At 72.6% G+C, this 12,856-nt stretch carries 9 protein-coding genes and 2 pseudogenes; 9 read left to right on the plus strand and 2 right to left on the minus strand.

Translation table 11 applies throughout. The features are described from left to right. Window positions 1–123 precede the first annotated feature (123 nt). Window positions 124–2,721, minus strand: coding sequence for a collagenase (locus IHE55_RS28335; RefSeq protein WP_307826845.1), 2,598 nt, complete (start codon window positions 2,719–2,721; stop codon window positions 124–126). 378 nt (window positions 2,722–3,099) lie between these two features. Beyond that, window positions 3,100–3,427: pseudogene (locus IHE55_RS33270) on the minus strand (ABC transporter permease subunit); the annotation flags it as partial. A 155-nt stretch (window positions 3,428–3,582) separates the two neighbouring features. On the opposite strand from IHE55_RS33270, the gene IHE55_RS28345 reads away from it, so the two are divergent. From IHE55_RS28345 to IHE55_RS28380, 9 genes and pseudogenes are all read left to right on the plus strand, one after another. Continuing rightward, window positions 3,583–4,953, plus strand: a complete 1,371-nt coding sequence (locus tag IHE55_RS28345; RefSeq protein WP_197991635.1) for an aminopeptidase P family protein — start codon at window positions 3,583–3,585, stop codon at window positions 4,951–4,953. Between the two features lie 99 nt (window positions 4,954–5,052). Further along, the gene (locus IHE55_RS28350) at window positions 5,053–6,234 is read left to right on the plus strand and encodes an NAD(P)/FAD-dependent oxidoreductase (RefSeq protein WP_197991636.1); all 1,182 of its coding nucleotides are present in this window, start codon (window positions 5,053–5,055) and stop codon (window positions 6,232–6,234) included. Between the two features lie 155 nt (window positions 6,235–6,389). Continuing rightward, entirely contained in the window at window positions 6,390–6,704 is a 315-nt protein-coding gene (locus IHE55_RS32415) for a (2Fe-2S)-binding protein (protein WP_197991637.1), read from the plus strand. After that, window positions 6,685–8,175, plus strand: coding sequence for an FAD/NAD(P)-dependent oxidoreductase (locus IHE55_RS32420; RefSeq protein WP_197991638.1), 1,491 nt, complete (start codon window positions 6,685–6,687; stop codon window positions 8,173–8,175). Before IHE55_RS32415 ends, IHE55_RS32420 begins: the two co-directional genes overlap by 20 nt. Before the next feature lie 135 nt (window positions 8,176–8,310). Then, on the plus strand, window positions 8,311–9,219 hold the full coding sequence (locus tag IHE55_RS28365) for a dihydrodipicolinate synthase family protein (RefSeq protein WP_197991639.1): 909 nt from the start codon (window positions 8,311–8,313) through the stop codon (window positions 9,217–9,219). A 73-nt stretch (window positions 9,220–9,292) separates the two neighbouring features. After that, a complete protein-coding gene (locus tag IHE55_RS28370) occupies window positions 9,293–10,294 on the plus strand; it encodes a proline racemase family protein (RefSeq protein ID WP_197991640.1) in 1,002 nt (333 codons plus the stop codon). After that, window positions 10,291–11,673 (plus strand): aldehyde dehydrogenase family protein, encoded by a 1,383-nt coding sequence (locus IHE55_RS28375; RefSeq protein WP_197991641.1) that lies wholly within the window; start codon window positions 10,291–10,293, stop codon window positions 11,671–11,673. Before IHE55_RS28370 ends, IHE55_RS28375 begins: the two co-directional genes overlap by 4 nt. Window positions 11,674–11,739: 66 nt before the next feature. After that, window positions 11,740–11,940 (plus strand): annotated as a pseudogene (locus IHE55_RS31925) (GntR family transcriptional regulator); the annotation flags it as partial. 311 nt (window positions 11,941–12,251) lie between these two features. Beyond that, the gene (locus IHE55_RS28380; RefSeq protein WP_197991642.1) at window positions 12,252–12,593 is read left to right on the plus strand and encodes a DUF5713 family protein; all 342 of its coding nucleotides are present in this window, start codon (window positions 12,252–12,254) and stop codon (window positions 12,591–12,593) included. Window positions 12,594–12,856: the final 263 nt, after the last annotated feature.

Here is a 12,856-nt window from a genome sequence, read left to right on the forward strand (position 1 = left end):
GCGCCGGATCGTCACCGCGCGGGCGGCCTCCGCACGCATCGTGCCGCCCCGCGTCCTCCGGCCCCGGGCGGCATCCCCGCCCGGGGCCGGAGGACCTCGGTTCGGTCGTGCGGTACGTGCCTGTCAGTAGCGGGTGCTGATGGTGACCCCGCTGAAGCCGTTCACCGCGTACAGGCTGATGTAGTTGGCGCCTGCCCGCGGGTTGTTGACGGTCAGGGTGTGGTCGTTGCCGGCGCCGGTGGCGCGCTGCGTGTAGCTGGTGGTGCTGGGCCAGCCGCTGCTGCTGTGGTACAGGTCCGCGTCACCCGTTCCACCGGAGGTGGTGATCTTCAGCTGGGTGGTGCCCGCCGGGACGTAGAGGTAGAGGTAGGCGTAGTTCCCGGTGGTGGCGGACTGGTTGCTCCGATGGCAGTCCTTGCCGAGCTCCCTGCTGTCCGTGCCGGTGCATTCGGTGAGGGTGCCTCCGTCACCGCTGGTGACGGTGACCGTCCTCGTTGCGGTGGAGGCCGCGCCCTTGTCGTCGGTGACGACCAGTTTCACCGTGTACGTACCGGCGGTGCTGTACGTCTTGGTGGGGTTGGTGGCCGTGGAGGTGGTGCCGTCTCCGAAGGTCCAGGAGCGTGAGGCGATGGTGCCGTCGGGGTCCGAGGACTGGTCGGTGAAGCTGACCTTGAGGTCCTGCGCGGAGCTGGTGAAGGCGGCGGTGGGGGCCTGGTTGCCGGGCGGGTTGGAGCCTCCGCCGCAGTCGCCGGCCGCGCAGCCCGCCAGCCAGGTGTACCAGTCGTTGTCGTAGCGGGTGCCGATGGTACCGGTCAGGTAGGTGCGGGCGGCGCTCCAGTTACCGGTCCGGTAGTGGCCGAGCACCGTGTCCATGTCGGCGCGGTGGTTCTCGATCATGTACCGCGTGGCGAGGTAGCCCCAGCGGTAGATGCGGGTGGTGTCATGGCTGTACGTGGTGTCGAACAGCGTGCTCAGGGCGTAGGTGCGGCGGCCGGCCTCGGTCATCGCGGCCGTGTAGGGGACGCCGCGGTAGGAGTAGGAGACGTACTCGGCGAAGCCCTCGATCCACCAGATCGTCGGCGTGGTGACGTTCGCGTTGAAGTCGCCGTGCATGTCGTAGCGGCCGTCGAGGTAGTGGGTGTACTCGTGGTTGAGGTTCCAGATCTGGAAGTCCGGGCGTAGCCACTCGGCCTCGTAGGCGATGAACCGGGGCTGGTTGCCGGCTGCCGCCGGGTCGCCCTCCAGGTACATGCCGCCGTTGTTGGTGTCGATCCCGTACATGGCGCCGGCGTAGGTCTGGTAGTCCGTGCTGGAATCGAACACCACGACCTCGATGCGGTCGTTGCCGTCGCCCGCGACGGGGCCGCTGTCCCGGACGATGTTGTGGAAGTAGGCGTCCTGGCTCCGCAGACTGTTGCAACTGGCGGACAGTTCGCCCGAGGTCATCTGCTGAGCCTTGATGGTGATGCTGGTACCGCAGTTGTAGGTCACCGGCAGTACGGCCTTCGCCAGCTGCGTCCGGAGGTCGCAGGTGCCGTAGGAGGAGCAGTTGGTTCTGTCGTAGTAGTCGGTCATCTCGGCCACGCCGACCCAGAGCGGGGCGGTGGTGCCCGTGATCGAGCTCGACTTCAGCAGGTCGGCCGCCAGCGGGCTGACCTTGCTCCGCAGGGACGGGTGCTGAAGGAACCTGCCGAGCTCACGTCCGGCGTTGGAGGTGAGGTAGGACTGGCCCGTGCCCAGCAACGGGATGTGACGGGAGGCGAAGTTGTACAAGGAGTCGATCAGGCCGGGGTCTGACTGGACGGCCGTCACGAAGGCGGGCACCTGGTGGCCGCGGAAGGTCACCGTGTAGACGTTGTTGGCCGCGTTGAGCATCCACCGGGACGAGTTCCAGGAGGAATCGTAGTCCGCCAGCAGTCGCTCGATGACGTGGATGTAGCGGGCGTTCTCCTCGGCGCTGTCGATGAGGGTGACGGCCTCGGCGAGAGTCTCACCGTTGGCGTCGCTGACGTCACGTGAGCGTGGGCTGGCGAAGAAGGCGTCGAGCCCCGAGCGGATGGCGGTCTGCAGGCTGCTGCCGTAGGGGCCCACCGTACCGGCGTTGTAGTAGTGGACGTAGTAGCCGGCGCGCAGGTAGAGCACGAGCTGCGGCATGCCGGTGCTGGAGTCGCCGGGATAGGAGGCCGACCCGTCACGCAGGGCGTAGGCGACCGTGGTCATCTGCGCCTCGCGGAAGGCGTGGTAGGCATCGCTTCCCGTCAGGTTGAACAGGGTGTTGACGCAGTCGGTGGTGGACGCCTTGATCTGCTGCACCAGCGCGCTGCCGGTGCGGGAGGTGAAGTCCGAGGCGTTGCACGCGGCCGCCGCGGTGGCCGCGCCCTTCCCGGCCGTGTTCGGTGTGGTCTCCTCCGACGTGGCGGGGACCGGCTGCTTCCCGTGTTCTCCGTAGGACTTCTTGAGCGCGTCCTTGCTCGCCGCGAGCGGTCGGAGCGCGGACGGCGTCAGGGGTGCTCCGGTGACGTGCTCGCTCTCCGTCGTGGCGGACTGAGCCGCAGGCGGAGGACCGGCGTGCCTGTCGTCCGCGGCAGCCGCCCGCGCGGCGGCCACCGGGGTTCCGGTCTGGGCGCCGGCCGGCTGGGACAGCAGGCCGGCGCCCATGACGACGGTCAGGGCCAGCGGCAGCGCCGCTCCCAGACGTCGTCGAACGAGTGACTTTCTCACTACGCCTCCCATGAGGGTTCGGCCGCGCGATGCGGGCCTGTGGGGGATGGGGAGGTCGGGGGGGGAGTGCCGCACCCGTCCGACGGACGGGTGACGACCGATGCCCGTGATTGGCATGGCCACGACCTATGACATGTACCATTGCACAGGTGACATATCGTGGGGAAGGCATCGGGGCGAACTCAGGGTTGCCAACTGGTGGGCGAGCTCCCGCTGTCCTCCGCTGATCGCACCGAGGGACCGTCGTCGTACGGCGCTGCCGGGAATGGCCCGCAGCGGCTCGTCGTCCCGGCCGTCCAGCCGGGGGAGGGAGTCCGGCACCCCGCGGGGTGTACGGGTGGGACGGCGTGGCGAACCGCGGGTCCACCGGGGCTGCGACAGCTCGACGGCCGGGTTGGCGACGACGATGGAGGTGGCCGCCGGGAGCGTCACCCGAGATCACCGGCCGGTCGCCGCTGGACGGCGCGCCGTCAAAGAACCGGCCGATCCCGGGAGTTCGAAGATGGGCTCGGTGATCACCGCGCCGGCGAGCAGCCCGCCCCGGTCCATGCCGAAGATGGTCAGGATCGGGGTCATGTCGGCCCGAGTCCGTGCTTGACGACCGTGGTGCGGCGCGGCAGCCCCTCGGTGCGGGCGGTGCGGATGTCCGGCTCCACCATCGTCTCGTCATCGAACTGCGCCTCTGTCGCGCGTGCATCGCCGCGTGCATGGGGCACTCCATGAGCGGTGGGACGGCTGTGGCGGCCTCCCGGCGGCCGCGCCCGGGGACGGCTGGAATGTGACCGGTAACATAGTAATGTGAAATTGCACTGAGCGATGCTGGTCACTCCGTTACCCACCCGTGCCCGAAAGGGGCCCGCCATGGACGAACCCGCCACCACCGGTCCGCGTACCGGCAGTCACGATCTGCCGGTCTCCGAGGAGCTCGCCGGCTTCATGTCCGGCCAGTGGGCCGCGAGTCCGCTGCCCGGCGACATCCGGCTCCCGGTCGCGCGGCTCACCCCGGCCCGCCGCGCCCGGCTCTCCGCCCGCTTCCCCGGGGAGCGGCTGATCATCCCGGCCGGTGAGCTGAAGGTCCGCTCCAACGACTGCGATCACCGCTTCCGGCCGCACTCCGCCTACGCGTGGCTGACCGGCCTGACCGGAGAGGAGCAGGCCGGACATGTGCTCGTCCTGGAGCCGGACGGCCCGCACCGGCACGAGGCCGTCCTGTACGTGCGTCCGCGCTCGCCGCGCGTCGGCGAGGAGTTCTACCGGGACCGCCGGTACGGGGAGTTCTGGGTGGGCCGCCGTCCCGACCTCGCCGAGGCCGAGCGGATGGCCGGCATCCGGTGCGTGCACCTGGACGAGTACGGCCGACTGCCGTCCGGCCGCGTCGCCTCGCAGGACTCCGCACTCGCCACCGCCCTGAGCGAGCTGCGGCTGGTCAAGGACAGCTGGGAGGTCGACCAGCTGCAACAGGCCGTGGACCACACCGCCGCAGGCTTCGAGGACGTCGTACGGGCGCTGCCGCGCGCCCTCGCCCACCCCCGCGGCGAGCGCTGGATCGAGGGGGTCTTCGGGTTGCGCGCCCGTGCCGAGGGCAACGGCACCGGGTACGAGACGATCGCCGCATCGGGGGCGCACGCGTGCGTCCTCCACTGGATCCGCAACGACGGCCCCCTGGACGCCCGGGATCTGCTGCTGCTCGACGCGGGCGTCGAGACCGACACCCTCTACACGGCGGACATCACCCGCACCCTCCCGCTCTCCGGCCGCTTCACCTCCGTCCAGCGGCAGGTGTACGACCTCGTCCTCGCCGCGCAGGAGGCGGGCATCGCCGCACTGAAGCCGGGTGCCGCCTTCCGCGACTTCCACCAGGCGTGCATGAGGGTCATCGCCGAGGGGCTCGCGGAATGGGGCGTGCTCAAGAGCGCCGAGGGCGACCTGCACCGCCGGTACACGCTGTGCAGCAGCGGGCACATGCTGGGCCTGGACGTCCACGACTGTGCCCGGGCGCGCGCGGAGGCGTACCTGGACGGGGTGCTGGAGGAGGGTCAGGTGCTCACCGTGGAGCCCGGCCTGTACCTGCAGCCGGACGACGAGACGCTCCCGCCCGAACTGCGCGGCATCGGCGTGCGCATCGAGGACGACCTGGTCATCACCGCGGACGGGGCGCGACTGATGTCGGGCGCGCTGCCGCGGACGCCGGACGGCATCGAGGAGTGGATGGGCCGGCTGACCGACGGCTGAGCCGGCGAGGGGGAGGCCTGGAGCGCACGGGACGCCGGGGCGGCGATCGTCCGGACGGACTCTCTTGGCACGGCATGTGCAATGTGAAATATTACTACGGTGCTCACGAGAAACTCCGCGGACGTCATCGTCGTCGGGGCCGGCGTGGTCGGCGCCGCATGCGCCTACTACGCGGCCCGGTCCGGCCTGAGCGTCACCGTGCTCGACCGCGGCCCCGTGGCGGGCGGCACCACCGGGGCCGGCGAGGGCAACCTGTTGGTCTCCGACAAGGAACCCGGCCCCGAACTCGACCTCGCGCTGCTGTCCACCCGGATGTGGTGCGAGCTGGCCGGGGAACTCCCGCCCGGGATCGAGTACGAACCCAAGGGCGGCCTCGTCATCGCCTCCGACGAGGCGAAACTGGCCGCCCTGCGGGTCTTCGCCGCCGCCCAGCACAAGGCCGGCGTCACCGCCGAAGAGATCGCCGGGGACCGCCTGCGTGACCTGGAGCCACACCTGGCCCCGGGCCTGGCGGGCGGCTTCCACTACCCGCAGGACGCCCAGGTCATGCCCGCGCTGGCCGCCGCCCACCTGCTGCGCGCCGCCGGCGACCGGGTACGGCTGCGGCTCGGCGAGGAGGTGACCGGCGTGCTCACCGAAGGCTCCGGCAAGATCCGGGGGGTGCGGACCGCCTCCGGACCGGTCCACGCACCCCACGTGGTCAATGCCGCCGGCACCTGGGGGGCCGAACTCGCCCGCCTCGCCGGTACCGAGCTGCCCGTCCTGCCCCGCCGGGGGTTCGTCCTCGTCACCGAGCCGCTGCCTCGGGTGGTGCGCCACAAGGTCTACGCGGCGGACTACGTCGCCGACGTGGCCAGCGGCTCCGCGGCGCTCCAGACCTCGGCGGTGGTCGAGGGCACCCCGGCCGGACCGGTCCTCATCGGCGCCAGCCGGGAGCGGGTCGGCTACGACCGCACGCTGTCGGTGGAGGTGCTGCGGCGCCTCGCCGTCCAGGCCACGGCGCTGTTCCCGGTGCTGGCCGGGGTGCGGGTCATGCGGACCTACCCCGGCTTCCGCCCCTACCTGCCGGACCATCTGCCCGCCATCGGCCCCGACCCGCGGGTCCCCGGACTGCTGCACGCCTGCGGCCACGAAGGGGCGGGGATCGGGCTGGCACCGGCGACGGGACTGATCGTGGCCCGGTCCCTGACCGGTGGCGACCAGCCGCTGGACATCACGCCGTTCCGCCCGGAGCGGTTCCAGGGCGCAGGTGGCGGGCTCTCCGGCCCGTCCGCCGCCTGAGCGGACCAGGGCCCGGGGTGGAGGCACCCACCCGGCGGGAGCCGCGCACCGAGCCCCGCCGGGAGGGGCTGACCGGGGGACGGAAACCGCCGGTGGCCCCCACCGCGCACGCATGGACACGAACCGCGCAACGCGTACACGAGAGGAGGCCCACCGTGGCCCGAACCCCCGCCGACCTCGTCGGGGCAGACCCCGATCCGCCGTTCGAGATCACCATGGACGGGCGCACCGTGACTGCGCTGCCCGGCCAGTCCGTCGCGGCCGCGCTCTGGGCCGCCGGCATCCTCGCCTGGCGCACCACCCGCAACGGCGGCCGCCCGCGGGGGGCGTTCTGCGGCATCGGGCAGTGTTACGACTGCCTCGCCACGATCAACGGCGAGCCCAACCGCCGGGCCTGCCTGGTTCCGGCCCGCCCGGGCGACGCCATCACCACCCAGGAAGGACACGGACGTGCCGGTCTCGGTGTCTGAACCGTACGACCTCGCGGTGATCGGCGCGGGCCCGGCCGGGCTCGCCGGTGCCGTCACCGCCGCCGAGCACGGCCTGACGGTCGCCCTGCTGGACGCCTCGGACCAGGTCGGCGGCCAGTTCTACCGCACCCCCGACCCGGAGCTCCGCGCCGCGCGCCCCGAGGCCCTGCACCACGACTGGGCCGCCTTCGCCGACCTGCGCGCACGCCAGAGATCCGGAAACGGCATCACCCACCTGGCCGGGCACCGCGTGTGGACGGTCACCCGCGGGGGCGGCGGGACATGGGCCGTACACGCCGTGACCGGTGCCGACGGGGCGGGGGAGCGGCCGGTGTGCGTACCGGCGCGGGCCCTTCTCGTCGCCACCGGGTCCTACGAGCGGCAGTTGCCCTTCCCCGGCTGGACCCTGCCGGGCGTCGTGGGCGCGGGCGGGGCGCAGGCGATGCTCAAGTCGGGGCTGGTCCTGCCCGGCATCGGGGCACCCTCCGCTCGGGCCGGGCGGAGAGCCCGGGGACGCATCGTCGTCGCCGGCAGCGGGCCGCTGCTGCTCGCCGTCGCCTCATCACTCGCCGCCGCCGGGGCGAAGGTCCCCGCCGTGGTGGAGGCGGCCGGCTATCTGCGGTACGCCCGCCACCCGCGCGCCCTGGCCACCAACGCGCACAAGATGGTCGAGGCGGTGGTCCACGGCTCGGCGCTGCTGCGCCACGGGGTGCGGCTGCGCGCCCGGAGCGCGGTGACCGCAGTGCACGGCACCGGCCGGGTGGAGGCGGTCACCGTCTCCCGGCTCGACCGCGACTGGCGGCCCGTGCCGGGGACCGACCGCCGGATCGCATGCGACGCGCTGGCCGTCGGACACGGGCTGACCCCGCAGATCGAACTCGCCGTGACGCTCGGCTGCGCCACCCGCACCACCGCGGACGGCACTTCCGCCCTCGTCCTGGACGGCTTCCAGGAGACCTCGGTGCCCGGCGTCTGGGCGGCGGGCGAGACCGGCGGGGTCGGCGGCGCACGACTGGCCCGTGTGGAAGGGGAGCTGGCGGCGATCGCCATCGCTGCCCGGCTCGGCGGCCGGCCGGGGCCGGCCGGGTCCGGGCGGGTGGCGCGGTTGCGCCGCGCCCGCAGCCGCATGCGCTCCTTCGCCGACGCCATGGCCGCGGCACACGCCCCCGGCTCCGGCTGGCCCACGTGGCTGGCCGGCGACACCGACGTGTGCCGCTGCGAAGAGGTGACCGCCGGCACCATCCGCGAGGCGGTCGACGACCTCGGGGCCCGCGACGCGAGGACCGTCAAACTCCTCACCCGCGCGGGCATGGGATGGTGCCAGGGCCGGATGTGCGGCTCGGCCGTGTCCTGCCTGGCGGCCGCGGGCGGAGCCGCCCCGGCGCCACCGGGCGAGCGCCGGCCGTTCGCCGAACCGGTACCGCTCGGAGTGCTCGCCTCGCTCGACCCGCCGGACGAGGACCGTCCCTGACCGCCCCGCCGACGACCCGGGGCCGGAGCACACGGTTCCGGGAGGGGGCGGGGCCGGGCAGGACCCACCGGACGGCCCCGCGTGCCCGATCGGGGCACCTATAAAATGTCACATGCCACAGAAAGGCTCATGCGCATGACCGCCACCACCTGGACCACCACCAGCCCCTGGCGCGGCATCATGGTCGCCACGGCGCTCCCCTTCCGCGACGACCTCTCCGTCGACTACGACGCCTACGCGGAGCACGTCCGCTGGCTCCTCGACAACGGTTGCGACGGCGTCGTCCCCAACGGCTCGCTCGGCGAGTACCAGACCCTGACCGCCGAGGAGCGTGCGCGTGTGGTCCGCATCGCGGTCGAGGCCGCGGGCAACCCGGCGCGGGTGATGCCCGGCGTAGCCGCGTACGGCAGCGCCGAGGCCCGTCGCTGGGCCGAGCAGGCGGCAGCGGCCGGGTGCGGCTCGGTCCTGCTGCTGCCCCCGAACGCCTACCGCGCCGACGAGGCATCGGTGCGGGCCCACTACGCCGAGGTGGCCCGGGCCGGGGTGCCCGTCGTGGCGTACAACAACCCCATCGACACCAAGGTCGACCTGACCCCGGCGGTTCTCGCCGGGCTCCACGCCGACGGGCACATCGTGGCCGTCAAGGAGTTCACCGGCGACGTCCGGCGCGCCTACGAACTCGCCGAGCTGGCCCCCGAACTCGACCTGCTCATCGGCGCCGACGACGCGCTGCTGGAGCTCGCCGTGGCCGGCGCCGTCGGTTGGATCGCCGGCTACCCCAACGCCTTCCCCGCCACCTGCGCCGAGCTGTACCACGCGGCGGTCGCCGGCGACCTCCGGACGGCCCTGCCCCTCTACCGGTCGCTGCACTCGCTGCTGCGCTGGGACTCCAAGACCGAGTTCGTCCAGTCGATCAAGCTCTCCATGGACTTGGTCGGGCGCCGCGGCGGACCGGTCCGGCCGCCGCGCACCCCGCTCACCGGTGACATCGAGGCCGTGGTACGCACGGCGACCGAGAAGGCCGTCGCCGACGGCCACCGCTGACCGCCGGCCTCCTCCCACCGCCGGGCGGCCGGCTCCCCGGCCCGCCCGACCACCCGACCGCGAAAGGATCTGCGTGCGTACACGCCATGTCTTCCACGCCGTGGACTCGCACACCGAAGGCATGCCCACCCGAGTGATCACCGGGGGCGTCGGGGTGATCCCCGGCACCACCATGGCCGAGCGACGGCTGCACTTCATCGAGCACCTCGACCACATCCGCACGCTCCTGATGTACGAGCCACGCGGCCACTCCGCGATGAGCGGCGCGATCCTCCAGCCGCCCACGCGCCCGGATGCCGACCACGGTGTGCTGTTCATCGAGGTGTCCGGGCTGCTGCCGATGTGCGGGCACGGCACCATAGGGGTGGCCACCGTCCTGGTCGAGACCGGCATGGTGCCGGTCGTCGAACCGGTCACCACGGTCCGCCTCGACACGCCGGCGGGGCTGGTGTCGGTCGACGTTCGCGTCCGGGACAGCGCAGCCACCTCCGTCACACTGACCAACGTCCCCGCGTTCTGTGCGGGCCTGGACCGCGAGGTCGAGGTCCCCGGGCTCGGCACGGTGACGTACGACCTGGCCTTCGGCGGCAATTTCTACGCCTTCGCGGAACTCGAAGCCCTCGGCCTGCCGTTCGACCGCGCCCGCAAGGACGACCTGCTGGCCGCCGGGCTCGCCATCATGGGTGCCATCAACGCCACCGACCGGCCCGTCCACCCCGAGGACCCCACCATCGGCGGCGTGAAGCACGTCCATCTGACGGCCCCCGGCTCCGACGCCGAGCACTCCCGGCACGCCATGGCCATCCACCCCGGCTGGTTCGACCGGTCCCCGTGCGGCACCGGTACCTCCGCACGCATGGCCCAGCTGCACGCGCGCGGTGAGCTGCCGCTGCACCGGGACTTCGTCAACGAGTCCTTCATCGGCACCCGGTTCACCGGCCGGCTCATCGGGGAGACGCAGGTCGGCGGCGTGCCGGCCGTCGTCCCCGCCATCACCGGACGGGCCTGGATCACCGGGACCGCCCAGTACCTCCTCGACCCGGACGACCCCTTCCCCGGAGGTTTCCTCCTGTGACCACCACCCTGCCCCCGGTTGTCTCCCGCAATCCGGCCGACCCCGGTGACATCGTCGTGCAGGTGGCGGCGCGGGGCGCCTTCGGTGCCGCCGACGCGGTCGAACGGGCCCGCGCCGCCCGTCCCGGCTGGCAGCGCGGCGGCGCGGCCGCCCGGTCGGCCGCCCTCGGGGCGATCGCCACGGCCATCGAGGCCGCCGCGGACGAACTGGCCACGCTCGCGGTACGCGAGGTCGGCAAGCCGCTCGCCGAGGCACGGGCCGAAGTGGCACGGACCGTCGCCATCTGGCGGTACTACGCCCAGTCGCCCTACGAGCCGGCCGGCGCCGTCCACGAGCCCGCCGCCGGGGCCGGACTGCTGCTGACCCGCCGCCGCCCGCACGGGGTCGCGGCTCTGGTCACCCCCTGGAACTTCCCGTTCGCCATTCCCAGCTGGAAGGCCGCCCCGGCGCTGGCGGCCGGCAACACGGTCGTCCTCAAGCCCGCGCCCGAGGCCACCGCCTGCGCCCAGCGGCTCGCCGACCTCGTCCAGCAGGTCCTTCCGGAGCGCGTCTTCACCGTCGTTCCCGGCGGCGCGGCCGAGGGAGCCGCTGTCGTCTCCGCCGCCGACGTCGTCTCGTTCACCGGCTCGACGGCAGCCGGCCAGGCGGTCGTCGGCGCGGCCACCGCGCGCGGCATCCCGGTCCAGGCCGAGATGGGCGGCCTCAACGCCGCTATCGTCCTCCCGGATGCCGACATCGGACAGGCCGCGGCCCACCTCGCCGCGGCCATCGCCGGATACGCGGGACAGAAGTGCACCGCCACCAGCCGGGTGATCGCCGTCGGCGCCGCCGCCGCCCCTCTGCGGGAGGCCTTGGGCGAAGCCCTGCGCACCCTGCCGTCGGGCGATCCGGCGGACGCCGCCACGGTGTGCGGACCACTCATCTCCGAGCAGGCCCGCCGACGGGTCACCGAGGCCTGGTCCGGGCTGTCCGTGGTCGCGGGCGGCACCGTCCCCGACCTCCCTGGCTGGTACGCGGCCCCGACCCTGGCCGAGAAGGTGCCCGCCGACCACCGGCTGCTGCGCGAGGAGGTCTTCGGGCCGGTGGCAGCCCTGCTGACAGCCGACGACCTTGCCGAGGCGGTGCGGATCGCGAACTTCGGGCCGTACGGTCTCGTCACGTCGGTGCACACCGCCGACCTGGACGCGGCGCTGTACGGACTCGACGAGCTCGACACCGGCATGATCCGGATCAACGCCCCCTCCACCGGCGTCGACTTCCACCTGCCCTTCGGGGGCACCAAGTCCTCCGGTCACGGCCCGCGCGAGCAGGGCCGCGCCGCCCTGGAGTTCTATACCGCCGGACGCACCTACACCCTGTCGCCGGGGAAAGCAATGTGACCCTGCGGGCCGGCCCCGTCCAGCCGGGTGGCGCGAAGGAAGGACAAAGCACCAGGGGGCAACCTCATGCAGCGCACCCTCGTCGCCACCGGGGAGCGCCTGCGTGACCGGGGCCCCACGCCCTGCGGGCCGCCCTGTTCCCCGACGCGGCCGGCAAGGTCTGCTCCGCGCCCGCCTGGCGAGGACGTCGGTGTCTCCGCCACCCCGGTGTGCGAGGCGCTGCTCGACCTGGCCCGGGAGGGCCTGGTCGAGCCCGTCCGTCCCAAGGACTGCGGGGATTGCCACGAGGCCGGTGCCGCGGTCACCCGGGCGGGCGGTGCCCGGGAGGAGGGCATGAGAGGTACTCCGTTTCGCTGAGGAGGTGAAGGGACGCGGCGCGCGGGCCGGTGCAGGTCGCCGTTTCCGACGGCGTGATCGCTCGACGGCATCGCCGCGGCCCTCATCAGCTACCGCCGCTCACCAACTGGGCCTGTTGCAGAAGTGCCGGACGACCGGCCTGGCGTACGTGGACGGCGTTGTTGTCAGTGGTGCCGTGCATGATCGGCGCGTCAGTTCTTCCAAGCAGATGGGGAAGCGCCATGCCGATCACGAACCAGCAGGTAGCAGGGCACATGTTCCTGCGGCAGATGTACGCGGACTCGTACTTCCCCGATCACGTCGTCGACCGGGGCAGGGCGATCCTGTTGCGGCTGTGCGAGCGGATCGAGGCTGAGCAGCCGTCGGATCTGGAGGTTCTGTATGCGCTCAGCCAGGCCGCGACGGAGGAATTCAACAGTTTGGAGGAAGAGTTCGAGGCAGCCGGGAGTGAGATCGAGACGGTTGCGCGCGAGGTGATCGCTGAGGACTTCTGGTTTGTGGCGTCGGCATACGGGTTCACGGACGCGGATGTGGAGGAGCTGATCGCCACCCGGGAATGGTGAGCGACGACCACCGGCGGACTCGCCCACCACCGCTGCCGTTCCACCGGGCCGGTCTCGTTGCGCACCCTGGTCAGGACGGCCGGATCCAGGTGGGGTGGAGGAGACCTACGAACCCACACGCCGCGCCGGACCGGACGACCTGATCCCGCCGACCTGCAACGAGATCCAGCACCTGTTCCTCGTGGGGAGGCCCGCCGGAGGGAGTCGGGAGCGTCGTTGTGCTGGATGGCTTCCGGTGGTGGACGGGCCCGGCTGCTGGTGGC

Source organism: Streptomyces pactum (assembly GCF_016031615.1).
Taxonomy (GTDB): Bacteria; Actinomycetota; Actinomycetes; order Streptomycetales; family Streptomycetaceae; genus Streptomyces; species Streptomyces pactus.

What these genes read in the sequence shown, in the direction of transcription:
- IHE55_RS28365 (WP_197991639.1), top strand. Translation starts at nt 8,311, where the DNA reads ATGACCGCCACCACCTGGACCACCACCAGCCCCTGGCGCGGCATCATG.
- IHE55_RS28380 (WP_197991642.1), top strand. Translation starts at nt 12,252, where the DNA reads ATGCCGATCACGAACCAGCAGGTAGCAGGGCACATGTTCCTGCGGCAG.
- IHE55_RS28345 (WP_197991635.1), top strand. Translation starts at nt 3,583, where the DNA reads ATGGACGAACCCGCCACCACCGGTCCGCGTACCGGCAGTCACGATCTG.